Origin of the sequence: Streptomyces sp. NPDC051136 (assembly GCF_044455745.1) — a bacterium.
Taxonomy (GTDB): Bacteria; Actinomycetota; Actinomycetes; order Streptomycetales; family Streptomycetaceae; genus Streptomyces.
This window is the reverse complement of record NZ_JBITFE010000001.1, coordinates 687,910-712,734: the sequence shown is the minus strand read 5'-3', so window position 1 is coordinate 712,734 and position 24,825 is coordinate 687,910. Positions and strand designations below refer to the sequence as shown.

Below are 24,825 nucleotides of genomic sequence, written 5' to 3'. Positions count from 1 at the left end.
CCGGCGGATCGGGTCAAAAGACTCAGCATGACCCAGTCGAAGCGCGAGACAGAGCGGAAGTACGAACCGCCCTCCGACGGTGTCGCCGGGCTGCCCGACCTCGCCGGCGCCGGTCCGGTCGCCTCGGTCACCGGGAGCGGGCCCGAGGAACTCGACGCGGTGTACCACGACACGGAGGACCTGCGGCTCGCCGCGTCCTCGGTGACGTTGCGCCGCCGTACGGGCGGGCCGGAGGCGGGGTGGCACCTGAAGCTGCCGTCGGCCGGGGACACCCGCGAGGAAGTGTCGGCTCCCCTGTCGGACGACGTGCCGGAGTCGCTGCGCGAACTGGCCCTGTCCCGCACCCGTGGTGCCCCGCTGCGTCCGGTCGTGCGGATCCGCTCCACCCGGACCGTGCGGCAGCTGCGCGACGCGGAGGGCGGGGTGCTCGCCGAGCTGAGCATCGACGAGGTGCGGGCGGAGGGGACGGCGGACGGCGGTGGCCGTGCCGCATGGGGTGAGCTGGAGGTCGAGCTCGCCGACGGCGTCCACGCCGGACTGCTGGACGTCGTCGAGAAGAAGCTGCGCAAGAAGGGGATCGTCCGCGCCGACAGCCCGTCCAAACTCGCCCGGGCGCTGCGGGAGATGGGGCGCGCGGTGGAACGACCGCGCCCGGACCGGGTGGTCGCCGGGTCGCCCGGTGCGTACGTGCTCGGGTACCTGGACGAGCAGGTCGGCAAGCTGGTGTCGCTGGACCCGGCGGTCCGGCGTGACGTTCCCGACGCCGTCCACCAGATGCGGGTCACGTGCCGGCGGCTGCGCAGTTGCCTGCGGTCCTACCGGTCGGTGCTCGACCGGCGGGTCACCGATCCCCTGCGGAAGGAACTGCGCTGGCTGGCAGGCGAGTTGGGCGTGGCGCGCGACCAGGAGGTGCTGAGCGAACGGATCGGCGCCGCGCTCGGGGAACTGCCCGACGAACTGGTGCTCGGCCCCGTGGCCGCCCGGTTGCGCGTCTGGGACGTGGCCCGGGGCGGACAGGTGCGCTCCCGCACCCGGGAGGCTCTGGCCACCGCGCGTTATCTGCGCCTGCTGGACGCACTCGACGCCCTGGTCAGGCAGCCGCCGCTGCGCGCCAAGGCGGCGGGGAAGCCCGCCCGCGTCATGGCCAAGGCGGTGCTCAAGGAGTACGGCCGTCTCGCCGGACGCATGGAGGAAGCGCTCGCGCAGCCGGCCGGCCGGTCGCGGGAGACGGGGCTGCACGAGGCGCGCAAGGCGGCCAAGAAGCTCCGCTACGCCGCCGAGGTGGCCCGTCCCGCCCTCGGCAAGCCGGTGGCCCGGCTCGGCAAGCGGGCCAAGGCGCTGCAGAAGCTGCTCGGGGAGCACCAGGACGCCGTGGTCGCCCAGGACACCCTGCGGGAGCTGGCGGTGGCCGCGCACGGGGCGGGTGAGTCCGCGTTCACGTGGGGGGTGCTGCACGGCCGGGAGCGGGCGGGGGCCGACGCCCGGCAGCAGGAGGTGCCAGAGGTGTGGCGGGCGGCGTCGGATCCCGCACTGCGGGCACCGCTCGACCACTGACCGGCGGCGCGTCCCGGGCGGGTCACAGCGCGCAGAGGGCTGGTCGTACGGGCCGTGCCGCACGGCGGGCGGGTCGTACGCGTCGTGTTGTGCGCAGGGCGGTCCGCGCTCATGCCGCGCGCGCCCGGTCCGGCACCGCGCGCAGCGGCGCCGCCGGGGTGCGGGTGGCGCTGACGCGGTAGGTGATCCGGTCCGGGTCGGCGAGCGGTTCGCCCAGCGTGATCCGGCCCGCGGCGTGCAGGGCGTCGCACTCCGCGGTCGGCAGCGCCGCGTAGCAGCCGCCCCGGCCGGTCGTGGAGTCCAGCGGGCGCCAGTAGCTGTACCTGCGCCGCCCGTCCGCCCGCACGGTGACGAAGACGGGGGTCCGCGCGTCGGTGACGATGCGCAGGACCTCGGCCTCGGCGGTACCGAGCTGGGCGCGGCGCCGGGCCCCACGGGAGGCGGCGGTGTGCGGACGTACGGCTGCGGTGAGCGGCATCGGCTGTGGCCCTTCCAGGTCAGTGACTCGAGAACGCCTACCCGGTCCGGCCGGTGTTGATCTCGATGGAGCGCATTCTTCAGCACGGCACTGACAAGTCCTGCCCGAAGTCTTGCCGCAAGTCTTGCCGGATCGATGGCTCACCACTTAAATCACACCTTGAACTAAGCCGCTGTGTCCGGCGGTTGCCCGGTCCTGTCCGCTTCCGCAGAAAGCTCGCGCATGAGACTGAGATCCCTGGGTGTCGCGCTCGTCGCCACGGCCGCGCTCGTCACCCTTCCCGCCCCGATGACGGCCACCGCGGCCGACACCCCCCTCTCCCAGGGCCGGACGGCCACGTCGTCGTCGGCCGAGAACGCCGCGACGCCGTCCGGCAACGCCGTCGACGGCGACGCGAACACCCGGTGGTCGTCCGCGCCCGGTGACGACCAGTGGCTCCAGGTCGACCTCGGCGCCACCGCCTCGGTCACCCGGGTCGTCCTCAACTGGGAGGCGGCCTACGGCAAGGACTACAAGATCCAGCTGTCCCAGAACGGAAGCACCTGGACCGACGCGAAGACGGTCACCGGCGGCGACGGCGGCACCGACACGCTCGACGTCTCCGGCCAGGCCCGCTACGTCCGCATGCAGGGCGTGCACCGGGCCACCACGTGGGGCTACTCCCTGTGGGAGTTCCAGGTCTTCGGCACCACCGGCGGCACCACGCCGGGCGGCTCGTGCGACAGCGCCAACGCCGCGCAGGGCAAGCCGGCTTCGGCCTCCTCCGTGGAGAACGCCGGCACCCCCGCCGCCGCGGCCTTCGACGGCGACGCCGGCACCCGCTGGTCCAGCCAGGCCTCCGACCCGCAGTGGGTGCGGGTCGACCTGGGCGCCGTGAAGGACCTGTGCAAGGTGGACCTGAACTGGGAGGCCGCCTACGCCAAGGACTTCCGGATCGAGGCGTCCTCGGACGGACAGAACTGGCAGACCCTGAAGAGCGTCACGGGCGCCACCGGGGGCAAGTCCTCCTACGACGTCAGCGGATCCGGCCGCTACGTCCGCATCCAGGGCACCGCCCGCGCCACCGGCTACGGCTACTCGCTGTGGGAGGTCGCCGTGCACACCGGCACCACCGGCACTCCCCCCGTCGAGGGCGGCGGCGACCTGGGGCCGAACGTCATCGTCGTGGACCCGTCCACGCCGAACCTCCAGCAGAAGTTCGACCAGGTCTTCGCCCAGCAGGAGTCCAACCAGTTCGGCAGCGGGCGCTACCAGTTCCTCATGAAGCCGGGCACGTACAACGGGATCAACGCACAGGTCGGCTTCTACACCTCGATCTCCGGTCTCGGCCTCAACCCGGACGACACGCAGATCAACGGCGACGTCACCGTGGACGCGGGCTGGTTCAACGGCAACGCCACGCAGAACTTCTGGCGTTCGGCCGAGAATTTCGCCATCACGCCGTCCAACGGCACCGACCGCTGGGCGGTCGCCCAGGCGGCTCCCTTCCGCCGGATCCACGTCAAGGGCGGCCTCAACCTCGCTCCCAACGGCTACGGCTGGGCCTCCGGCGGCTACATCGCCGACTCGAAGGTCGACGGCACCGTCGGCCCCTACTCCCAGCAGCAGTGGTACACCCGGGACAGCTCGGTCGGCGGCTGGACCAACGGCGTGTGGAACATGACGTTCACGGGCGTCGAGGGCGCGCCGGCGAGCAACTTCGAGACCGGTCCGTACACCACGCTCGACACCACGCCGGTCTCCCGCGAGAAGCCCTTCCTCTACCTGGACGGCAACGAGTACAAGGTGCGCGTGCCCGCCAAGCGCACCAACGCGCGCGGCGTCTCCTGGCCCGCCAACGCCGGCGGCACCTCCCTGCCGCTCAGCCAGTTCTACGTCGTCAAGCCCGGCGCGACGGCGGCGACCATCAACGCCGCACTCGACCAGGGCCTCAACCTGCTGTTCACACCCGGCGTCTACCACATCGACCGGACCATCGAGGTCAAGCGTGCGAACACCGTCGTGCTGGGCCTCGGGCTGGCCACGATCATCCCGGACGGCGGCGTCGACGCCATGCACGTGGCCGACGTCGACGGCGTGCGGCTCGCGGGCTTCCTCATCGACGCGGGTCCGGTGAACTCCGCCGCGCTGCTGCGCATCGGCACGCCGGGGGGCAACGCCGACCACTCGGCCAACCCCACGACCATGCAGGACGTGTTCATCCGCGTGGGCGGCGCGGGCCCCGGCAAGGCCACCGACTCCGTCGTGGTCGAGAGCGACGACGTCATCATCGACCACACCTGGATCTGGCGCGCCGACCACGGCGAGGGCGTCGGCTGGGAGACCAACCGCGCCGACTACGGCCTGCGGGTCAACGGTGACGACGTCCTCGCGACCGGCCTGTTCGTCGAGCACTTCAACAAGTACGACGTCTACTGGAGCGGTGAGCGCGGCCGCACCGTCTTCTTCCAGAACGAGAAGGCCTACGACGCCCCGAACGCGGCCGCCATCACCCATGACGGCATCGTCGGCTACGCGGCCTACAAGGTCGCCGACTCGGTGAACGTGCACGACGCGGTGGCGCTGGGCAGTTACTGCAACTTCACCGCCGACCCGGGCATCGTCCAGCACCACGGTTTCCAGGTGCCGGTCAAGACGGGCGTCAGGATGCGCAACCTCCAGGTGATCTCCCTGGGCGGCATGGGCCAGTACCGCCACGTCATCAACGACACCGGCGCGGGCACGTCGGGGACGAGCACCGTGCCCTCCAAGGTCGTCCAGTTCCCGTGACCGGCGACGAGCGGGCCGGATGAGGAGCCCGCGTACGCGTGACGCGCCCCGCAGGACCGCGGGGCGCGTCACAGCCGTCCGGGCCGGGGCCCGTGCCGGTCAGGCGAGTTGCACGAGGAGGTCGCCGCCCTCGACCTGCTGGATGCGGTTGATGGCGAGCCTGGTCACCGTGCCGGACTTCGAGGCGGTGATGGAGGCCTCCATCTTCATCGCCTCGATGGTGGCCACGGTGGCCCCGGCCTCCACCTCGTCGCCCTCCGCGACGGCGAGGGTCACCACTCCGGCGAACGGCGCGGCGACGTGGCCGGGGTCCGTCCGGTCGGCCTTCTCCGTCACCGGCACGTCGGAGGCCGCCGACCGGTCGCGGACCTGGATCGGGCGGATCTGACCGTTCAGGGAGGACATCACGGTGCGCATGCCGCGCTCGTCGGCGTCGCCGACCGCCTGCAGCTCGATGAGCAGCCGGACGCCGGGGTCGAGGTCGACCGTGTACTCCTTGCCCGGGCGCAGCCCGTAGAAGAAGTCCTTGCTGTCGAGGACGCTGGTGTCGCCGAACGAGGCGCGGTGGGTGTCGAACTCGCGGGCCGGTCCGGGGAACAGCAGCCGGTTGAGCGTCGCCCGGCGGTCCTTGCCGAGACCGGTGCGGTCGTCCGCGGACAGCTCTGCCGGCGGCTTCGCCTCGGCGCGGCCCCGCAGCGCCCTGGTGCGGAACGGCTCGGGCCAGCCGCCGGGCGGGGTGCCCAGCTCGCCGCGCAGGAAGCCGACCACGGAGTCGGGGATGTCGAACCGGCCGGGCTCCGCCTCGAAGTCCGCCGGGGACACGCCGGCGCCCACCAGGTGCAGCGCCAGGTCCCCGACCACCTTGGAGGACGGGGTGACCTTGACCAGGCGGCCCAGCATCCGGTCGGCGGCGGCGTACATCGCCTCGATGTCCTCGAAGCGGTCGCCGAGACCGAGCGCGACGGCCTGCGTGCGCAGGTTGGAGAGCTGCCCGCCGGGGATCTCGTGGTGGTAGACGCGGCCGGTCGGGGAGGCGAGGCCCGCCTCGAAGGGGGCGTAGACCTTGCGGACGCTCTCCCAGTACGGTTCCAGCTCGCCGACGGCCTGGAGGTCGAGCCCGGTGGGCCGGTCGGTGTGGTCGGTGGCGGCCACGATCGCCGACAGGGAGGGCTGGGAGGTGGTCCCGGCCATGGACGCCACCGCCCCGTCGACGGCGTCCGCGCCGGCCTGGATCGCCGCCAGGTAGGTGGCCAGCTGGCCACCGGTGGTGTCGTGGGTGTGCAGGTGCACCGGCAGGTCGAACTCCCGGCGCAGCGCGGAGACCAGCGTCGCGGCGGCCGGGGCGCGCAGCAGGCCGGCCATGTCCTTGATCGCCAGCACGTGGGCGCCGGCGTTCACGATCTGCTCGGCGAGCCGCAGGTAGTAGTCGAGGGTGTAGAGCCGCTCGGAGGGGTCGGACAGGTCGGCGGTGTAGCACAGCGCGACCTCGGCGACGGCGGTTCCGGTCTGCCGCACCGCCTCGATGGCGGGCCGCATCTGCTCGACGTCGTTGAGGGCGTCGAAGATGCGGAAGATGTCGATGCCGGTGGCGGCGGCCTCCTGCACGAAGGCGTCGGTCACCTCGGTCGGGTACGGGGTGTAGCCCACGGTGTTGCGCCCGCGCAGCAGCATCTGGAGGCAGATGTTGGGCACCGCCTCGCGCAGCGCGGCCAGCCGCTCCCAGGGGTCCTCGGCGAGGAAGCGCAGGGCGACGTCGTAGGTGGCGCCGCCCCAGCACTCCAGGGACAGCAGCTGCGGCAGGGTGCGGGCGACGACGGGCGCCACGGCCAGCATGTCCTTGGTGCGCACCCGGGTGGCGAGCAGGGACTGGTGGGCGTCGCGGAAGGTGGTGTCGGTGACGCCGATGGTGGACGACTCGCGCAGCCGCCGGGCGAAGCCCTCGGGGCCCAGCTCGGCCAGCGACTGGCGTGATCCGGACGGGGGTTCACCGGCCGGCGCCGCCGGCAGCTTGGTCAGCGGGTCGATCAGCTCGGGGCGCTCGCCGTGCGGCTTGTTCACGGTGACGTCGGCGAGGTAGGTCAGCAGCTTGGTGCCGCGGTCCGCGGAGTGCCGGGCGGTGAGCAGGTGCGGGCGCTGTTCGATGAAGGAGGTGGTGACGCGTCCGGCCTGGAAGTCGGCGTCGTCCAGGACCGCCTGGAGGAACGGGATGTTGGTGGCGACGCCGCGGATGCGGAACTCGGCGACCGCGCGCCGGGCGCGGTTCACGGCGGTGGTGAAGTCGCGCCCCCGGCAGGAGAGCTTGACCAGCATGGAGTCGAAGTGCGCGCTGATCTCGGTGCCGGCGTGGGTGGTGCCGCCGTCGAGGCGGATGCCGGAACCGCCGGGCGAGCGGTACGCGCTGATGCGGCCGGTGTCCGGGCGGAAGCCGTTGGCCGGGTCCTCGGTGGTGATGCGGCACTGCAGGGCGGCCCCGCGCAGGGTGATGTTCTCCTGGGCGAGCCCGAGGTCCGCCAGTGTCTCCCCGGCGGCGATGCGCAGCTGGGACTGGACGAGGTCGACGTCGGTGACCTCCTCGGTGACCGTGTGCTCGACCTGGATGCGCGGGTTCATCTCGATGAAGACGTGGTTGCCCTCCCGGTCGACGAGGAACTCCACGGTGCCGGCGTTGCGGTAGCCGATCTGCCGGGCGAAGTTCACGGCGTCGGCGCAGATGCGTGCCCGCAGGTCCGGGTCGAGGTTGGGTGCGGGGGCGAGCTCGATGACCTTCTGGTGGCGGCGCTGCACCGAGCAGTCCCGCTCGAAGAGGTGGATGACGTCGCCCTCGCCGTCGGCGAGGATCTGCACCTCGATGTGACGGGGTTCGACGACCGCCTTCTCCAGGAAGACCGTGGAGTCGCCGAAGGCGGAGGCGGCCTCGCGGGACGCGGCCTCGATGGACTCGCGCAGCTGGGCGGGGTCGTCGACGCGGCGCATGCCGCGCCCGCCGCCGCCCGCGACCGCCTTGACGAAGACGGGGAAACCGACGTCGTCGGCGGCCCTCACCAGTTCGTCCACGTCGGTGGAGGGCGCGGAGGAGCCGAGCACCGGCACGCCGGCCTCGCGGGCGGCGGCCACGGCACGGGCCTTGTTGCCGGTCAGTTCGAGGATCTGCGCGCTGGGCCCGACGAAGGTGATCCCGGCCTCTTCGCAGGCCCGGGCGAGCTCGGGGTTCTCCGACAGGAACCCGTAGCCCGGGTAGACGGCGTCGGCCCCCGCCCGGCGGGCGGCGCGGACGATCTCCTCCACGGAGAGGTACGCGCGCACCGGATGCCCCTGCTCGCCGATCTCGTAGGCCTCGTCGGCCTTGAGCCGGTGCAGCGAGTTGCGGTCCTCGTGCGGGAAGACGGCGACGGTGCGCGCGCCGAGCTCGAAGCCCGCCCGAAACGCGCGGATCGCGATCTCACCGCGGTTGGCGACCAGCACCTTGCGGAACATTCTTGATCCCTTCAGCCTGCCGGGTGACGAGACCATGGTGTCGGCGCCGCCCTCGGTACGCCATGTGAGCCGGGCCACTCACGGTGCTGCCGTCTCCCGGTGGAGGTGCGGGCCGGGCCGGGGGCCGTCCTCACCCCAGGGCGGCGGCGAGGCGGTGGCGGATGCGGTCGACGCCGACCGGGGTGCGGGCGGGGGCGGCAGTGGTGCAGCCGGGCAGGCCGGCCCTGGTGAGGGTGCTCAGCAGGGCCCGGGGGCCGCTGTCGAGGTAGGTGGTGAACCCGGCCCGGCGCAGCGCGCGCAGGGTGCGGTGGAAGGCCAGCGGCTCGGTCAGGTGGGCGGCGGCGACGGTGCGCAGCTGGGCCGGGGTGCGGGCGGGCTCCGCCGTGGTGGCCGTGTGGACGGGGAGCGTGGGCGGGGTGACGCGCTGGGCGCGCAGGAGGCGGCGGAAGGCGTGGTGGACGCCCGTGAGCAGGGGGTGGTGGTAGGCGGTGCGGCTGGTCAGCGGGGTGGCCCGGCGGCCGAGCGCGCGGGCGGTGCGGGTGACGGCGGCCAGCTGCTCTTCGGGCCCGGCCAGGACGGTCTGGTACGGGGCGTTGCGGGCGGCGATCCGCACCTGCGGCAGGTCCTCGGCACGCAGCAGGTCCGCCGCCTGCCCGGCGGACAGGTCGGTGGCCAGCAGGCCCGCCGCGGGCAGCGCGGCCTCGCGCAGCAGCCGGTCACGGACGTGCAGCAGCCGGACGCCCTGTTCGAGGGTGATGGCCCCGGCCACGGTGAGCGCCGCGAGGTCGCCCACGCTGTGGCCGAGCACCGCGTGCACGGGCGGTGCGGCGAGGTCGAGCAGCACGGTGGCGCAGGCGACCACCGCGGCGTAGGTGGCCAGGTCGAAGCCCAGGGGGTCGGTGCGAACCAGGTGATCGGGGTCGGGTGCCGCGGCGTCGGTGAGCAGGCGGCTGACGGGCGGGCCGGCGCGGCCGAGCGCGGCGCCGCGGGCGTCGACGGTGCGCAGCACCCGGGCGACGGACGGGACCTCGCTCAGGTGGCGCAGGGCGCCGGGCAGGTAGGCCCCCTGGCCGGGGCACATCAGCACCGTGCGCGATGTGCCGCCGGGGAGGGGTGCCGGGGGGTCGTCCCTCATGAGGCGTCGGCGAAGGCGAGTGCCACGTTGTGCCCGCCGAAGCCCATGCTCGTGGAGACGGCGGCGAGGGGCCCGGCGGGCAGGGGCACGGGGGTGCGTCCGACGACGTTCAGACGGATCTCGGGATCCACGCGTTCGAGCGTGCACGCGGGCGGTGCCGTCCGGTGCCGCAGGGCGAGGACGGTGAGGACGGCCTCGATGGCGCCGGCGGCACCGAGCGTGTGCCCGAAGGCGGCCTTGGTGGCACTGACCGCCACGTCGTCCACTCCGGCGGCGAACACGCTGTGCAGCGCCTGTGCCTCGCCGAGGTCGCCCAGCGGTGTCGCGGTGGCGTGGGCGTTGACGTGCCGGATCTGCCGCGGGAGGAGTCCCGCGTCGTGCAGTGCCGAGCCGACGGCGTCCGCGCATCCGGTGCCGCCGGGTGCGGGCCGGGCCACGTGGTGGCTGTCGTTGGTGATGCCCGCGCCGGTCAGCCGTCCGTGGACGCGGGCGCCGCGGGCGGCCGCGTGCCGGGCGCTCTCGACGACGAGCATGCCGGCGCCCTCCCCCATCACGAAGCCGTCCCGGTCGGCGTCGAAGGGCCGGCAGGCGCCCTTCGGGTCGTCGTGGCGCCGGGAGAGGGCCCGCAGCCGCGCGAAGCCGGCCATGACCAGCGGATGCAGCGCGGCCTCGGCACCGCCCGCGACCACGATGTCGGCGCGGCCGTCCCGGATCATGCCGAGGGCCTGGGCGAGGGCCTCGGCTCCGGCGGCACAGGCACTGACCGGGGCGTGCACCCCGGCCTTGGCGCCCACCATGAGTCCCACCTCGGCGGCCGGGTGGTTGGGCAGCATGATCGGGATGGTGCGCGGGCTGACCCGCCCCGGGCCCCGGCTCTCCAGCAGGCGGTTCTGCTCCAGGACGCTCGTGAGCCCGCCCAGCCCCACCCCGACGACGACGGCGACCCGGGAGCCGTCCGCCGAGAGCGACGCGGGATCGGGGTACCCCGCGTCGCGGACCGCCTCCCGGGCGGCGACGAGGGCGAACTGCGCGGCCCGGTCGCAGTGCGCCGCCTTGGCGGACGGCAGGACCGTGCCGGGGTCGACCGCGGCCGGGGCCGCGAGATACACCTGCGCGGGCCCTTCCGGTTCGGCGACGTCGAGTCGCTCGACACCGCACACGCCGTCCAGCAGGGCCTGCCAGGTGGTGGGCACGTCGCCGCCCAGCGCGGTGGTCAGTCCCAGCCCCGTGACGACGGCGGACCGGTCCTCGGGCGCGGGATCGGCCGCGTGCCGTGGGCTCACGCGGTGCCGCCCGCGGGGGCGGCGACGGCTTCGGCGAGGTGGGCGGCGATCTGCCGGACCGTCGTGAGCCGTTCCGCCTGCTCCTCGGGGACCTCGATCTGCCAGCGGTCCTCGATCGCGGCGACCAGTTCCAGCCTGGCCAGCGAGTCGACGCCCAGGTCGTCCTGCAGGGAGGCGTCGGGATCGACCTCCTCCACGGTCAGGTCCTCGACCGTGGCGGCCAGCAGGTCCCGCAGTTCGTCGAGCAGCTGTCGTTCGTCGGCGTTGGACGGCATGTCCGCTTCCTCCTCGGTCCGTGCACGGCGCGCCCGGGGGCGGTGGGCGGGAGGACCCGGCCCCGGGACGCGCCGTCGGTGTCCGGCGACCTGCCGGTTGCACGCCGACAGGCTGTCCGGCCGTCCGGCGCGGCAATCGCCGTGCTCGGGGGGACGGCGGAGCATCGGGTGCACGCGACGGGCTCCTGCGAGCACCCGTGACCTTCCTTCACGTTGAAGCGCCCCGGGGCGGACCGAGGGTGGCGGGCGCCGGGTGCGTAAGGGGGGCGGGCGGGGTGTGTGCCCGGGGAAGGGCGGAGGCCGGCGCGGTGGTGCCGCGCTTCCTCAACGGACTTTGGCGGCTCTTTTAAGGCTTTCTGAAGATGACCTTCGAACGGCCGTTTCCCTCCCGGTCGGGTCCTAGGCTCTCGAACACCCCCCACGGTCCCGGTGGGCGCGGTCGCGTCCACCGGGTACGGGGGCTCCGTCAGCCGACCGACAGACCGAGGTGTCCTGCGCATGGGTTCCCGCCGAGCCGACCGCCCGTCCCGCTCCCACGCCCGCCCCCGCGGCGGACTCAGGCACCGCGGTACCGCGCTGGCACTCGGCGCCGTCACCCTGACCGCGGGGGTCGGGATCACGCTGGCCGTCACCGACGGCGACGACGGCGGCGCCTCCGATCAGGTCACCGCGAACGCCGCGGACCGGGCGCCGAACGCCGAGGACGCGGCGGGCGGCGCGGCACCGCTCGCGTCGGCGTCGGCGAGCCCGAGCGCCACGGCGAGCAGTTCCCCGAGCAGGAGCACCGCGCCGAAGAAGAAGCCGAAGCGGACGGCGAGCCCGTCGACCAGTGCCCCCAAGGCGTCCGCGCCGGCTTCCGAGGCCCCCGTCAGGGCCACCACGAAGAGCGGCGGCGACGGATCGGGCGCCGCGGGTTCCGGCGCGGGCAGCGGGTCTGGGCAGGGCAGCGGGTCGGGGGCCGGCTCGGGTTCCGGTACGACGGGCGGGGCCGAGGCCCAGGTGCTCGCGCTGGTGAACGAGGAGCGGGCCGCGGCGGGCTGTTCGCCGGTCACCGCGAACGACCGGCTGACCCGGGCGGCCGACGACTACAGCGACGTCATGGCGAGCAGCGGGGTGATGTCCCACACGGGTCCGGACGGCTCCACCATGACGAGCCGGGTCGAGGCGGCCGGCTACCAGTGGTCGACGCTGGGGGAGAACATAGCCCGGGGCCAGGCGGACGCCGCCTCGGTGATGGACTCCTGGATGAACAGCCCCGGCCACCGGGCGAACATACTCAACTGCTCCTTCAAGGAGCTGGGCGTCGGCGTGCACTTCGGCGACGGCGGCCCCTGGTGGACGCAGGACTTCGGCACCGGCCGCTGAGACCGGCCGCCGCCCCCGTCAGCGTCCGCCGCCGGCCGCACGCCCCTCCGCCAGCGCGAACGAGACCCTCACCCGCGCGCCCCCGAGCGGCGCACGGGTGATCGTCAGTTCCCCGTCCGCCGTACGGGCCGCCCGCGCCACGATGTCCAGGCCGAGACCGGTGGAACCGCCGACGCTGACGCCCCGGGTGAGGGCCGCCTCGGGATCCGCCACGCCCGGCCCGGCGTCGTCGACCGTGAGGTACACGTGCCGGTCCTGGCGTTCCACGCGCACGAGGAAGCGGGTGCCCTCCGGGGTGTGCCGGAAGACGTTGCCGATCAGCGCGTCGACGACGGCGGCGAGGTCGTCCTCGGGGAAGGCGACGGGGGCCGGGCGCGGGGTGAGGGAGCGCTCGAAGGGGCGCTCCTGCTGGGCGGCGAGGACCGACCAGAAGTCCAGGCGCATGGCCACCACCTCGGCGACGTCGCACGGCTTCCCCGTGCCCGCCGCGCCGCCGGCGAGCTGTGCCGACGCGAGGGGTGTGCGTGCCGCCGCGATGATCGAGTCCAGCTCGCGCTCCAGTTGCCCGGCCGCCCGGGTGACCCGCTGCGCGCCGGGTGTGGCGCCCATGCGGTCGGCTTCCAGGTAGAGCGCGGTCAGCGGGGTGCGCAGCCGGTGCGAGAGGTCCGCGACCAGCTCGCGTTCGACGGCGAGCAGGTCGACGACCCGGTCGGCCATGGTGTTGAACGCCACTCCGGCCTCCTGGAGCTCGGGCGGGCCGTCCGGTCGCACCCGTACGCCGAGGTCCCCGGAGCCGAGCGCGAGCGAGGCGCGCTTGAGGCCCCGGGAGGAGCGGACCACCCGGGCACCGAGCCGGTCGGCGACCAGCACCGAGCCGCCCACCAGGCCGAGGGCCAGCAGGGCCATCACGCCCCACGAGGCCGTGACGCCCCGGGTGAGGTCCGCGGCGGGCACGTAGGCCTCGACGACGGCGACCCGGTCGCCCCGCAGGACGACGGGCTGGAGATACGCCCACCCGTCCGAGGTGTCGACGGCGAGCGTCTCGCGCCCCCGTACGGCCCGGTCGAGCGCCTCCCGGGAGGCGTGCGGGGTCCCGACGAAGCCGCCGTCGGGCAGGCGTACGACGAGCTGGTCGGCGGAGCCGAGTTCGGCGACGGCCTGCTGGACGTCGCCGCGACGGGTGGTGAGGGCCAGTACCGGTGAGAGGGCGGCGGCACGCTGCTCGGCGGCGGTGGTGACCCGGTCGCGGGCCTGTTCGCGCACGAGGAGGGCGAGCGGGATGAGGAAGGACAGCGCCACCATGGAGGTGACGGCCAGGGCGATCCCGGCGAGGGCACGTCTCATGGCGCGCTGACCAGCTTGATGCCGATGCCCCGCACGGTGTGCAGGAAGCGGGGTTTGCGCGCCTTCTCGCCCATCTTGCGGCGGAGGGCGGAGAGGTGGACGTCCACGGTCTGGTCCTCCACGTACGGCTGCTGCCACACCTCGGCGAGGATGCGCTGTCGCGAGATGACCTGGTCGGCGTTGGCGGCCAGATAGGCGAGGAGGTCGAACTCGCGCCGGGTCAGGGGGAGTTCGCGGTCGCCGAGGTGGGCGGTGCGTGCGGTGGGGTCGATGCGCAGGTCGGCGACCTGGAGGACGGGCTGCCGCGCGGCCCGCGGGTCGGCGGGCGCGGAGCGGCGCAGCACGGCGGCGAGCCGGGCGGCGAGCTGGCCGCCGGAGAAGGGCTTGACCAGGTAGTCGTCGGCCCCGGCGTTGAGCAGCCTGATGATCTCGCTCTCCTCGTCCCGGGCGGTGGCGACCAGCACCGGGACGCGCGATATGCCCCGGATCATCCGGAGCACGTCGAGTCCGTCGAGGTCGGGCAGCCCGAGGTCGAGCACGACGATGTCCGGCGGGCTCTGGGTGATCTCGCGCAGCGCCTCGAAACCCTGGTGTGCGGTCTTCACCGCGTAGCCGTGTCCGGTGAGGACCTCGATCAGCGCGGCCCGGATCACAGGGTCGTCCTCGACGACAAGTACGGAGGCCATGGGCAGGCACGTTAGCCGGTCCGTCACTATGGTGTCGTGTCCCGCCTCCTGCGCTACCTGATCATCTGGCTGTCCTGCACGGCGGCCAGTGTCACGGCTGTCATCATCACGATCCACTTCGTGGTGGGGTCGACCCGGCCGACCGCGCCGGTCGCGCAGACGGCGCCCAAGGAGCTGCCGGCATCTCCGCGCCCCACCGCTTCGAAGAGCGTGAAGCCCTCTCCAAGCCCGTCGCCGACCAGCCGGAAGCCCAGTCCGACACCGTCCCGCACCTCCGAGAAGCCGCCCGAGCCGTCTGCGACCCGTGCGCCGACGCCCGGTCCCCGCACCACTCCCCCACGGCCGACGGCCGGCGGCGGCGACCCGGGGTGCGAGGAGGGCGGGGCCGGGGTGTACACGGTGCCGTCCGAGGGCGGCAAGGCGACCGTGCGGTTCGGCGGCAGCGGGGTGTGCCTGGTCTCCGCGGTGCCGAACCAGGGCTTCACGGTGAGCACGCGGCAGAGTGCGCCGCAGACGCTGGCGGTGACGTTCACGGCGAGCCGCCACCGCTCGGAGATCACCGCGACGACGCAGCCGCAGAGCCGGGCCGATGTCCGCGAGGTGTCGTGGTGACGTCTCTCACGCTCGCCTTCTCGCCCGCCGTCGCCTTCGGCCGGCCGGGGCGGTGCCTGACCGCCGCCGGCCGGCCGGGGGGCGCGGTCAGGTGGTGGCGCAGGCCGCTCCGTCGAGGCTGAAGGCGGCGGGCGCGGTGTTGACGGCGCCCTTCTGGCCCGTGAAGCCGAGGGTCACCGTGCCGCCGGCCGGGATGGTGGCGGTGTAGGAGGCCGGGGCGACGCTCACCGCGCCGGCGTTCTGGGTGGCGGTGCCTCCCCACATGTTGGTGACGGTCTGTCCGTCGGCGAAGGCGAAGGCGAGCCTCCACGGGCCGACGGCGGCGGTGCCGGTGTTGCGGACGGTGATCTCGCCCTGGAAGCCGCCGGGCCACTCGCCCACGATGCGGTACCTGACGGAGCAGGCGCCGCCCGGGGTGCCACCGCCCTCGCCGGTGGTGACCTCGACGGTGGCGGAGCGGGCGGACCGGTTGCCCGCCGCGTCACGGGCGTAGACGGCGAAGGTGTACCGGGTCGCGGCGGTGAGGCCGGTCACGGTGGCACTGGTGGTCGTCGGGGCGGCGACCCTGGTCTCGGTGGCGCCGGCCACCCGGACGACGTCGTACCCGGTGACCGCGGTGTCGTCGGTGGCGGCGGCCCAGCCGAGCGTGACGGAGGTGTCCGTGACCGAGGTGGCCCTGGGCGTGCCGGGGGCCGTCGGTGCCTGGGTGTCGTCGCCCGGGGTGCCGCCGCCGTAGACCGTGGCCTCCTCGGCGGTCCGGGCGATGCCGTCGGCACCGTGGAAGATGCGCTCGCCCCAGTCGCTGAGCCTGCTCGGGTCGAAGTCGATCGCCAGGTCGAGGACCGGGTCGGTGTTGCCGCTCCACGACCAGGCCAGGTAGCCGAGGCGGAGCCGCTCGGCGGTGGCCATCATGGTGTCCTCGTCCGGGTCGCCGTACTGGTCGGCGGGGCCGCCGAACTCACCGATCAGGATGGGCAGTTTCGCGTCGACGAACGCGTTCAGGTAGTCGGTGATCTCCTGGGCGGTGTCGAAGACGCTGTACATGTGGATGGAGAAGATCAGGTTGCCGGTGGGGTCGGCGTCGTACACGGACTGCGCGTTGGCGCGCATCACGCCCTGCCAGTCCTGGCCCCAGTTGGGCGCGTCCACCATGATCGTGTGCTGGAGCCCGGCGGCGCGCAGCTTCTTGACGGCCGCGACGGTGGGCTCGGTCCAGCCCGCGGGGTCGGTGTTGCCCCAGGGCTCGTTGCCGATGTTGACGATGACGTAGTCCTCCTGGCCGGCCAGCACGTCCTTGAGGCCGATCCAGTAGTCGGCGGCGTGGTCGAGGGTGCCGGCCGCGGCATCCTCGCCGTATCCCGTGGTGTCGTGCACCTCCAGCACGCAGATCAGCCGGTTGGCCTTGCACTGCCCGATGACGGCGGCGACGTCCGCGGGGCCGTTCTCGCTCCAGCGGTGGCCGTCCGACAGGACGACCCGGACGCTGTTGGCGCCCAGCGCCTTGATGTCCGCCAGCGACTGCGTCTCGCCGGGGTACCAGGTGTGGGCGTGGTTGACCCCGCGCATCACGAAGTCGTTGCCGTTGCCCTCCAGCAGCCTGCCCTCGCTGATGTGCAGGCCGGCCGCCTGTGCGCCGGCCGCCCGGACCGGGGACGCCTGGGCCGGGGACGCCTGGGCCGTGGCCGTCCCCGGGAAGAGGCCACCGGCGACGACCAGCCCGATCAGCGCGGCCAGGCCGGTCAGCAGGCGGACGGAGAGTGTCTTCGGTGCTGGTGTATCGCGTCTTGCTGTGCGCACGGCGACTCCAGGACGGGTAGGGCGGACACGGGCGACGGCGGGGAGAGGCTCGTGGGAGCGCTCCCACATGCGTCCCCATAAAACTCATTGCGCCGCGTACACGTCAAGACGATGGACAGAAAACGCTTGCCGCGGGGATCCGTCCGCCGTCGCCGCCCCTGCCCGCCCCCGGCCGCCCACGACGCCGACCGGCCCCTGCTGCGGGCCGGCCGGCGGGGCCGCGGTCGGGTCGCTCAGGCGGTCACGGCCCGCTGCCTCCGGGGCAGTTCGGCGTGCCGCACCGCCTCGGAGGCGAGGGCGACGACCACGCCCAGGCTGGCGAAGACGCCGCAGCCGACGAAGACGGGGGCGGCTCCCCAGGCTCCGATGGCGGCACCGACCAGCGGGTAGCTGAGAGGGGCGAGACCGACCATGGTGAGCATGACGACGGAGGTGACCCGGCCCAGGTAGGCCGGGTCGGCCGTGGTCTGCACGAGGGCGCTGTTGAGACTGCCGAAGACACCTGCGTTCAGCCCGACGACCCCGGCCAGCACAACAGCGAGCCACAGGGACGGCACCAGCGCGATCGCGGCCGCCCCCGCACAGTCCACGAGCAGTGTTCCCGCCATCAGCAGTCCGGCCCGCGGCAGCCAGCCGGCGATCGCGAGCAGCGCGGCGCTGGCCGCGGCACCCGCGCCGAAGCTGCTGATGATCCAGCCGTAGCCCGAAGGGCCCCATCCGCGTTCGGCGTTGAGGAGCACCATGCCGACGTTGAGACTGCCGGTGAGGCCGAGTTCGCAGAGGGCGCCGGCGGCGACGAGCGGGCCGAGGAGCCGGTGGTGGCGGATGTAGCGCAGGCCGTCGAGCAGCTCCTGCCTCGCGGTGCCGCGCTCCGCCGGCTCGGCGCCGCTCGCCCCGAGGGGCCGTATGCGTGTCGTCAGCAGGAGCGGCAGGGACAGCGCGATGAGCAGTCCGGCGACGGTGAAGGCGGCCGCGGGTCCGCCGAGCCCCATGGCCAGGCCGCCGATCGGCGGGCCCGCGATCTGGCTGAGGCGCGTCGCCAGCGTACGCATGCCGGTGACCCGGGCCAGCTGGTCAGGGGCGGTGATCCGGGGCGGGAGGGCACCGACAGCGGGGACGAACAGCGCGTCGACGGCGCCGAAGACGAGCGCCACCGCGACCAGGATCCACAGGGCCGGCGCGGTCAGCGCGACACCGGCGGCCACCGCCAGGATGACGAGGCAGCGCAACATGTCACTGCCGAGAATCACCCGGCGGGGGTCGAACCGGTCGGCCACCACGCCCCCACCGAGCATGAGGAGCGCCCGTGGCAACGCTGCGGAGGCCATGACGAGGCCCACCTCGGCGGGGCCGGCGGTCTTCTGGGCGGACCAGCCGAGGGCGGCGAAGTACACGCTGTCGCCGATGAGGGAGACGGTGTATGCGGTCAGCCAGCGCAGCACGTTGCCGTCGCGGTGGGCCGGCAGGGAGGCGTGCGCGGGCAGGACGGTCTGCGGGGTGGCCATCGCGGGCTCCTGTACGTCGGGAAGGCGGCCGGGTCAGGGCCGGAAGGGGAAGCCGTAGAGGTGCACGGACACGTGCTCGCGGTCCTCGGCGTCGCCGGCCGCCCTGGCGGCCTTGCCGCGCTCCCGCCAGCGCCGGGCCAGCGCCTCCAGTTCGCCGCTCATCTCGGCGAGTTCGGCCGGGGTGAGGTCGAGCAGCCACTCGGAGCTGAAGGACGCGTCGGACCACGCCTTCCCCCAGGCGGACTTCTGGTCGAGGTACGTGCGGTACTGGGCGACACGGGTGTCGAAGATGCCGCGGCTCACCGCGCCGGCCGCGGCGGCCCCCTCGGGCGTGTCCGCGAAGTCCGAGTCGCGGAAGCCCCAGCCCTCTTCGGACGCCACCTGCCACCACCGCTCACGACCGTCGGCGCCCTCACCGCTCGCCTGCGTCACGAAGCCGTGCTCGGCCAGCTTGCGCAAGTGGTAGCTGACCAGCGACGGCGTTTCGTCGACATGCTCGGCGAGCTGGGAGGCGGTCGCGGTGCCCGCGGCGTACAGCAGCCGGTACAGCCGCATCCGCAGCGGATTCATGAACGCCCTCAACCGCGACAGCTCGGTGATCTGCTCAGGCTTCTGCTTCGGTCCCATGCGCCTACGGTATTTATGAAGCGGAAACTTCGCAATATCCGCTTCAGAATTGGGCGGGCCGGCGACCGGACCACCCGGCTCGGCCTACCGCAAGGGCCAGGACCGCTGCACTCTCCCCTCGCTGGCCGACGGACCAGGCCGGAAGACCCTTTGCCGTGGGCTTCGGAGCGAGAGAGGATGCGTTCATGATCGACACGGATGAGAACTCCAAGGAACAGGTGGCGATCGCTGCGGCGACGGACGGTGAACTGCGCCTGCACGATCCCGCCGTGCGCGCCTCCGCGGCCGGTGTCCGGTTGCTCGACCCGGAGTTCGCCGAGGTCGGCGCCTCCGGCCGGCACTGGACGTACGCGGAGATGGCCGCGGCCCTGCCCACCCTGCACGGCGGAGCGGAGAGCCCGCGCGTCGTGGTCTCCGGCATGCGGGGTGTGGTCCTCGCCCCGGACCTCGTGCACCTGACGTACGTGAGCGTCGTCGGCGGCCGCCGGGTCCGCCGCAGCTCGCTGTGGCGCAAGGGCGAGGGCGACACCGGGTGGCGGCTCTACTACCACCAGGGCACCCCCGCCCCCGAGGGCTGAACCGCCCCCGGCCCCCTCCTGTACCACGTCGCGGACGGTCCGCCCCGGCGGTGGACCGGCGGTGCCCGGCGCGGTGCCTCATCCCTGTTCGCGCAGCCCCCAGGGCGAGCCGTACTCGGTGAGGAGGTCCAGGAAGGGGCGGGGCGGGAAGGCTTCCGGACCGAGGACGCCGCTGCCCTGCCAGGCCCCGGTGGCGAGGAGTTCGAGGGCGACGACCGGGTTGAGCGCGGTCTGCCAGACGACTGCCTGCGAACCGTACTCGCGCATCGACCACTCGTTGTCGACCACGTGGTACAGGTACACCTCGCGCGCCTCGCCGTCACGGGTGCCCCGGACCCAGGTGCCGGCGCAGGTCCGGCCGGTCATCCGGTCGCCCAGGGTGGCGGGGTCGGGCAGGCAGGCGGCGACCACGTCCCGGGGTGAGACGGAGACCGGCCCGTCCGCGCCGGGGACCACGACCGGGGCGGTGGAGTCCAGGCCCAGTTCGTGCAGCGTCCTGAGCTTGGCGATGAAGTCCGCGCCGAGGCCGTACTTGAAGGTCACGCGGCGCGCGTCCACCCAGCGGGGGATCAGCAGCACCTCCTCGTGCTCGACGTTGACGCACTCCACCGGACCGATGCCCTCGGGGAAGTCGAAGGTCTCCGGCTCGCTGAACGGCGCGGTGGTGAACCAGCCGCGGTCCTTCTCGTAGACCACGGGCGGGTTGAGGCACTCCTCGATCGTCGTCCAGATGCTGAAGGAGGGTGCGAAGTCGTACCCCTCGACGGTCAGGTCGGCACCGTCACGCACGCCGATCTCCTCGATGTCGTCGAAGAGTTCGTCCGCGGCGTACCGGGCGAAGACGTCCGAGAGTCCCGGTTCGACTCCCATGCCGACCAGCGCCAGCCGCCCGGCGGCGGCCCACTGCCCGGCCAGGGCGAACTGCTCCTCGCCGAGTTGCACCCCGCACTCCTCGTGCGGGCGTGAGGCGTGCGGCACGGACAGCGACATCGCCATGTCCAGGTAGTGGACACCGCCCGCGAGAGCCGCCTCGAACAGCGGCATCACGAAGCGCGGGTCGGTGGCGTTGAGGAGGACGTCGCAGCGGTGCTCGGCGAGCGTCCGGCGCACGGCGTCACCGTCCGAGGCGTCCAGCCGCAGAGCGGTGAAGCGGTCGCCGTCTTCCCCGAGGGCCGCGACGGCGGCCCGTGCACGGGCGGGGTCGTAGTCGGCGACGACCATGTGGCTCAGGAACCGCCTGCGGGCCGCGATCCGGGTGACGGCGGTCCCGACCCCACCCGCACCGACGAGAAGTACACGCATGCCGGACACCTTTCCAAGTCGTGCCGGGAGGCGGACGCCTTCCGGGTACGCCCGATGCAACGGGACGGCGCACGACAAGGTCAACCGTGTTGGCATAAGGTCCCGGGAGACGACGAGGAGGGCGCGTGATGGCGAAGCCGGTGGTACGGGACGGGGCGCGGCGCAGGCGACGGCCGACCCGGCAGGGCACGGTGCTGTCCGAGACGCTCATCGTGGACACCGCGCTGCGGCTGCTGCGCGAGCACGGCGGCCCGGGACTGACGGCGAGGCGCCTGGGGCTGGCGCTGGGCGCGGACCCGAGCACGCTGTACCGGTACTTCGCGGGCATGGACGACCTCACCCGCGCGATCGGCGACGAGTTGATGGGCCGCGCCCTGGAGAGCTGGACGGCGACCGGTCGCTGGCGCGACGACCTGCGCGCCCTGGGCCTCGCCGTCCACTCGGCCTACCTCGCCCATCCGCAGGCCGCCGTGCTCACCGCGAGCCGCGTCACCGGGCGCCCGCGCGAGATCGCGGTGGACGAGACCATCCTCGGCATCCTGCGCGGCGCGGGGCTGCCGGACGGCGACGCGGTCCGGATCTACCACACCTTCATCGACCAGAGCCTGGCCTTCGCGGCGCTCGACGCCGGCGCGCTGGCGCTGACCGAGGAGACGCGCGCGGCGGACGAGGACCTGTGGGGCACCACCTATGCGCGGCTGCCCGCGGCGTCCCACCCGCACATCGCCGCCACCGCCCGGCTCCTGACCGAGCGGATGCCGCACAGCGCCTACCCCGGCGCCCTGGAGATGCTGCTGGAGCACACGGAGGCCCGGCTGTCCGGGAGTTGACCGGCCGACGGGCTCCCGGCCCGGACGTCTCGTCCGCGGGAGCGGCCGTCGGCCGTCACCCCGGCGGAGCGCCGTCCGCCCGCGCCGTCGGGCACGGACGGGGCGCGCACCGCCCGCCGTCACCGTGTCCCGGCTCCGGCTCCGGTCCCGAAGGCGTGGGCCAGTACCGTGCGCAGCGCGTGACGAACCGCCGTGCGCGACTCGTCGGTGAGATCGATGGTCTCGAACCCGTGGTGGCCGTTGGGCACGTCGATCACCTCGACGTCCGCTCCGCAGTCCTTGGCCGCGGCCAGGAACTCCTCGACGGTGACGGCGATCTCCGGCATCTCCCGTCCCACCCGGGTGAGCACGACGGGCAGGCCGCCCGCGTTCGCCACGGCGCGCGCCGGACGCAGCCGGGCCTCGGACAGGCCCCAGTTCGGCAGGGGCGCCAGGACGGGGTAGGTGGCCGCCAGGCAGCGCAGCCACGCCGGGGGCGCGTCGAGCCAGTCGGCGGCGATCAGGCCGCCGCCGGAGAAGAACCACAGCGCGATCCGGTCCCCGTCCACCCGCGGATCGGCCCGCGCCAGCTCCACGGCCGCGGCCACGTCCGCCGCGGCCCGCTCGTAGTCGCCGAGGTCGTGCAGGCGGTGGTCGAGAAGGACGCCCACGGCTCCCTCCCCGGCCACGCACCGTGCGTACCCCGTCAGCGCGGGCCACTCCCGGGGGGTCGGCCGTGCGTCGGCCGGGACCGGACCGCCGTGCACGAGGACCACCGCGGGTCGCGGCCCCCCGGCCTCGGGGAGATACAGGTCGACGTTCCCGTGCCGCTCCCTCGGGACGTCGGGCGTGTCCATCAGGAACGGCTTCAGGTGGGCCGGCCCCGCGACGTCGTCGACCGGTTCCAGCCGGTGTCCCTCCCCCGCCGCGGCGCGCAGCAGTACGTCCGTCAGTTCGGCGGGGCAGGACAGCATCGGCCAATGGCCGGTGGGGAGTTCGAAGAAGCTCACCCCGGGGTCGGTGAGCGGGCGCAGCGCGGGGTCGCCGAGGCCCACCAGCATCTGGACCAGTGCGATGCTCGTCCCGTTGGCGGTGCACAGCACGCCGGTGGTGGGCACCGGGTCGACCGCGCCGGTCAGTCGCAGCGGCTGGGTGAGGGTCCCGAGGGGTTGCGGCGCGGCGAGGGCGGTGAGCCGGTCCAGTGCCGCGTCGGGGACTCCCTCGGTGCTGCCCCAGCGCGGCCATTCGTCGAGCGCCGGGGGTGGCAGCAACCCCTGGGCTCCGGCTGCGACGTGCGTCCCGCCGGTCCCGGCGAGCCGCTCGCGCAGGGACTGGTCGGGCACGGCGGCCAGGGCCGGGACGCCGTTCCTGGGCAGGCCCGAGTCCAGGTGGACGATCCGCTCGATGCGCTCCGCACGCCGGTCGGCGGCGCCCACCGCCGGGTGGATGCCGTAGTCGTGGCCGACCAGCACGATCCGACGGTCCTCGGCCGCGCCCACCGAGTCGATCACCGCGAGCACGTCCGCGATGTGGGTCTCCAGGTCCACGGCGGCCGCGGTGGCGGCGCGCGGTCCGTCGAGGCCGGTGAGGGCGACCGTGTGCGCCTCGGCGCCCGCAGCGGTCAGGCGCGCTGCGGTGTCCTGCCAGATGTGCGTGCCGGTGAACATGCCCGACACCAGGATGAAGGCGGTCATGGTCCTGTCTCCTCCGTTCGTCGCGGCGGCCCGGCCCGATCACCCGGCCGCCGTCGCCGGTACGGTAGGAACTCCCCCTGAGGGAGGTTCAAGTGTTCACCTCGAAGGACGGCCTGTGCGGCATCGGCGAGCTGGCCGAGGGCGCGGGCGTCACCGTCAAGACGGTCCGCTTCTACTCGGACCGGGGGCTGCTGCCCGAGGCGTCCCGCAGTACCGGGGGACACCGGCGTTACGGTCCGGAGGCACTCGACCGGCTGCGGCTGATCCGGTCCCTGCGCGCCCTGGGCCTGGGCGTTCCCGAGGTGCGCCGCATTCTCGACGAGCGGCGCGCGGACGGCGCGCCGGGGGCCGGGAGCGGAGCGGGAGGGGCGCTGGAGGCCGCGGTGGCGGGCCGGTTGCGTGAGGTCGGCTCGGAGCTCAAGGCGTTGCGCTGGCGGGAGGCCGCGCTGCGGCTGGTGCAGGAGTCCCCGCCGGGTGAGCAGGCCGATCGGCTGCGGTTGATCGGTACCGTGTCCGTCCCGCCCAGCACGGCGCCGCTGGTGCGGTTCTGGCGCGGCTGGCTGCCGGCGCGGATGCCGGCCGGGGCGGCCCGCGCGTTTCTCGACGTGGCCGTCCCGCAGCCGCCCGCCGACCCCGCTCCGGCCCAGGTCCTGGCCTTCGCCCGGCTCAACGCGCTCGCCCTCGGCCCCTGTCCGGGCACCGGCCGGACCCAGCCCGAGGCGCACCGGGCCGCCGGGGCGCGGGGGGCCGCCGTGCTGTACACGGGGCTCGCGGAGGCGTACGAGCTGGCCGGGGTGCATCTGCGCCGGGGCCGGGCGCCGCATGCGGGTGAGGCGCTGGACGGGTTCGTCGCCGCGTACACGAACGCGTACGAGGTGCGGGACACCTCCGGCTTCCGCCGCCGGCTGGCCGGGCAGCTCGCGGCCGACCCGCGGCTGGACCGCTACTGGGAGCTGGTGGCCGAGGTGCACACCGCGCCGGGCGAACGGCCGGAGCCGACTCCGGGGACCGCGCACGACTGGCTGCTGGCGGCGCTGGCCGCTCAGACCGGGGCGGCGCCGGATCAGGGCACGTCGCCCCGCCAGTCGAAACGGCGGTCGTCGCCCGGCCTCGGGGTGTAGGAGGCCCGGCCGCCCGGACCGTAGCGGCCTATCTCCGTCGCGAGGGTCACCCCGCGCTCGTGCCCCTGTTCCGTGAGGTCCGTGACGTCCAGCAGCAGTCCGTCCAGAGGGCCGCCCACCAGGTGCGCGTAGACCCGTCCGGCACGCGGCCCCGGATTGTCGTGGTCGGCGCCGTAGACCCTGCCGCGCATGAACTCCACCTCATCCATGCGGGCAGCCTCCCATCCGCCACTGACAACGGCCCGTTCGGCGAGGGGGTGCGCTGCCGGGACGACGGGTGTCGCCGCAGTCGGAGAGGCGGACCGGCCCGCCCCCGGGGGGGGGGGGGGGGGGGGGGGGGGGGGGGGGGGGGGGGCGGGGCGCGGGGCGGGGGGGGGGGGGGGGGGGGGGCGCCGCGGGGGGGGGCGCGGGGGGCGG

General features: G+C 74.1%; 20 protein-coding genes. 6 read left to right on the top strand and 14 right to left on the bottom strand.

The genetic code is table 11. The annotated features are described in order from the left end of the window. Positions 1-27 precede the first annotated feature (27 nt). Positions 28-1,554: a CYTH and CHAD domain-containing protein gene (locus tag ACIBCJ_RS03130; protein WP_365978661.1), complete on the top strand. Its 1,527-nt coding sequence runs from the start codon at positions 28-30 to the stop codon at positions 1,552-1,554. A gap of 109 nt (positions 1,555-1,663) precedes the next feature. Here the strand turns inward: ACIBCJ_RS03130 and ACIBCJ_RS03125 are convergent, their stop codons facing one another. Further along, positions 1,664-2,032 (bottom strand): hypothetical protein, encoded by a 369-nt coding sequence (locus ACIBCJ_RS03125; protein ID WP_362511386.1) that lies wholly within the window; start codon positions 2,030-2,032, stop codon positions 1,664-1,666. Between the two features lie 222 nt (positions 2,033-2,254). Here ACIBCJ_RS03125 and ACIBCJ_RS03120 point away from each other — a divergent pair, with 222 nt between their 5' ends. Further along, positions 2,255-4,801, top strand: coding sequence for a discoidin domain-containing protein (locus tag ACIBCJ_RS03120; protein WP_365978662.1), 2,547 nt, complete (start codon positions 2,255-2,257; stop codon positions 4,799-4,801). A gap of 99 nt (positions 4,802-4,900) precedes the next feature. Here the strand turns inward: ACIBCJ_RS03120 and ACIBCJ_RS03115 are convergent, their stop codons facing one another. The 4 genes from ACIBCJ_RS03115 to ACIBCJ_RS03100 all read right to left on the bottom strand — a co-directional run bounded on the left by ACIBCJ_RS03115 (position 4,901) and on the right by ACIBCJ_RS03100 (position 10,968). Further along, the gene (locus tag ACIBCJ_RS03115) at positions 4,901-8,275 is read right to left on the bottom strand and encodes a pyruvate carboxylase (protein WP_362107060.1); all 3,375 of its coding nucleotides are present in this window, start codon (positions 8,273-8,275) and stop codon (positions 4,901-4,903) included. 130 nt (positions 8,276-8,405) lie between these two features. After that, positions 8,406-9,410 (bottom strand): acyltransferase domain-containing protein, encoded by a 1,005-nt coding sequence (locus ACIBCJ_RS03110; protein ID WP_362107063.1) that lies wholly within the window; start codon positions 9,408-9,410, stop codon positions 8,406-8,408. Continuing rightward, positions 9,407-10,693 carry a beta-ketoacyl-[acyl-carrier-protein] synthase family protein gene (locus ACIBCJ_RS03105; RefSeq protein ID WP_362511395.1) on the bottom strand — a complete coding sequence of 429 codons (1,287 nt, stop codon included), beginning with the start codon at positions 10,691-10,693 and terminating at the stop codon, positions 9,407-9,409. The genes ACIBCJ_RS03110 and ACIBCJ_RS03105 overlap by 4 nt, the downstream gene beginning before the upstream one ends. Then, positions 10,690-10,968, bottom strand: a complete 279-nt coding sequence (locus ACIBCJ_RS03100; protein WP_362107069.1) for a phosphopantetheine-binding protein — start codon at positions 10,966-10,968, stop codon at positions 10,690-10,692. Before ACIBCJ_RS03100 ends, ACIBCJ_RS03105 begins: the two co-directional genes overlap by 4 nt. Before the next feature lie 498 nt (positions 10,969-11,466). Between ACIBCJ_RS03100 and ACIBCJ_RS03095 the strand changes: the two genes are divergently transcribed. Further along, entirely contained in the window at positions 11,467-12,333 is an 867-nt protein-coding gene (locus ACIBCJ_RS03095) for a CAP domain-containing protein (protein WP_365978663.1), read from the top strand. A gap of 18 nt (positions 12,334-12,351) precedes the next feature. On the opposite strand, the gene ACIBCJ_RS03090 is transcribed toward ACIBCJ_RS03095, so the two are convergent. From ACIBCJ_RS03090 to ACIBCJ_RS03065, 6 genes are all read right to left on the bottom strand, one after another. Beyond that, positions 12,352-13,677, bottom strand: a complete 1,326-nt coding sequence (locus ACIBCJ_RS03090; RefSeq protein WP_365978664.1) for a HAMP domain-containing sensor histidine kinase — start codon at positions 13,675-13,677, stop codon at positions 12,352-12,354. Next, the gene (locus ACIBCJ_RS03085) at positions 13,674-14,363 is read right to left on the bottom strand and encodes a response regulator transcription factor (RefSeq protein ID WP_362511401.1); all 690 of its coding nucleotides are present in this window, start codon (positions 14,361-14,363) and stop codon (positions 13,674-13,676) included. Before ACIBCJ_RS03085 ends, ACIBCJ_RS03090 begins: the two co-directional genes overlap by 4 nt. A gap of 53 nt (positions 14,364-14,416) precedes the next feature. Further along, the gene (locus tag ACIBCJ_RS03080; protein WP_362107081.1) at positions 14,417-14,923 is read right to left on the bottom strand and encodes a hypothetical protein; all 507 of its coding nucleotides are present in this window, start codon (positions 14,921-14,923) and stop codon (positions 14,417-14,419) included. Positions 14,924-15,062: 139 nt separating this feature from the next. Beyond that, entirely contained in the window at positions 15,063-16,772 is a 1,710-nt protein-coding gene (locus tag ACIBCJ_RS03075) for a cellulase family glycosylhydrolase (RefSeq protein ID WP_365978665.1), read from the bottom strand. Positions 16,773-17,005: 233 nt separating this feature from the next. Next, complete coding sequence (locus ACIBCJ_RS03070) at positions 17,006-18,277, bottom strand: MFS transporter (RefSeq protein ID WP_365978666.1); 1,272 nt, start codon at positions 18,275-18,277, stop codon at positions 17,006-17,008. Positions 18,278-18,310: 33 nt separating this feature from the next. Next, positions 18,311-18,904, bottom strand: coding sequence for a helix-turn-helix domain-containing protein (locus tag ACIBCJ_RS03065; RefSeq protein WP_362107090.1), 594 nt, complete (start codon positions 18,902-18,904; stop codon positions 18,311-18,313). A gap of 185 nt (positions 18,905-19,089) precedes the next feature. Here ACIBCJ_RS03065 and ACIBCJ_RS03060 point away from each other — a divergent pair, with 185 nt between their 5' ends. Further along, positions 19,090-19,482 carry a DUF4440 domain-containing protein gene (locus tag ACIBCJ_RS03060; protein WP_365978667.1) on the top strand — a complete coding sequence of 131 codons (393 nt, stop codon included), beginning with the start codon at positions 19,090-19,092 and terminating at the stop codon, positions 19,480-19,482. A gap of 78 nt (positions 19,483-19,560) precedes the next feature. Here ACIBCJ_RS03060 and ACIBCJ_RS03055 read toward each other — a convergent pair whose 3' ends face one another. Next, positions 19,561-20,784 carry a saccharopine dehydrogenase C-terminal domain-containing protein gene (locus tag ACIBCJ_RS03055; protein WP_362107096.1) on the bottom strand — a complete coding sequence of 408 codons (1,224 nt, stop codon included), beginning with the start codon at positions 20,782-20,784 and terminating at the stop codon, positions 19,561-19,563. 128 nt (positions 20,785-20,912) lie between these two features. Between ACIBCJ_RS03055 and ACIBCJ_RS03050 the strand changes: the two genes are divergently transcribed. After that, entirely contained in the window at positions 20,913-21,614 is a 702-nt protein-coding gene (locus ACIBCJ_RS03050) for a TetR/AcrR family transcriptional regulator (protein WP_362511413.1), read from the top strand. Between the two features lie 119 nt (positions 21,615-21,733). Here the strand turns inward: ACIBCJ_RS03050 and ACIBCJ_RS03045 are convergent, their stop codons facing one another. Continuing rightward, positions 21,734-23,287, bottom strand: a complete 1,554-nt coding sequence (locus ACIBCJ_RS03045; RefSeq protein ID WP_365978668.1) for an alpha/beta hydrolase — start codon at positions 23,285-23,287, stop codon at positions 21,734-21,736. Between the two features lie 92 nt (positions 23,288-23,379). On the opposite strand from ACIBCJ_RS03045, the gene ACIBCJ_RS03040 reads away from it, so the two are divergent. Continuing rightward, positions 23,380-24,408, top strand: a complete 1,029-nt coding sequence (locus ACIBCJ_RS03040) for a MerR family transcriptional regulator (RefSeq protein ID WP_365978669.1) — start codon at positions 23,380-23,382, stop codon at positions 24,406-24,408. Here the strand turns inward: ACIBCJ_RS03040 and ACIBCJ_RS03035 are convergent. Then, positions 24,351-24,617 (bottom strand): hypothetical protein, encoded by a 267-nt coding sequence (locus ACIBCJ_RS03035; protein WP_365978670.1) that lies wholly within the window; start codon positions 24,615-24,617, stop codon positions 24,351-24,353. The two genes, ACIBCJ_RS03040 and ACIBCJ_RS03035, sit on opposite strands and share 58 nt — an antisense overlap. Between the last annotated feature and the right edge of the window lie 208 nt (positions 24,618-24,825).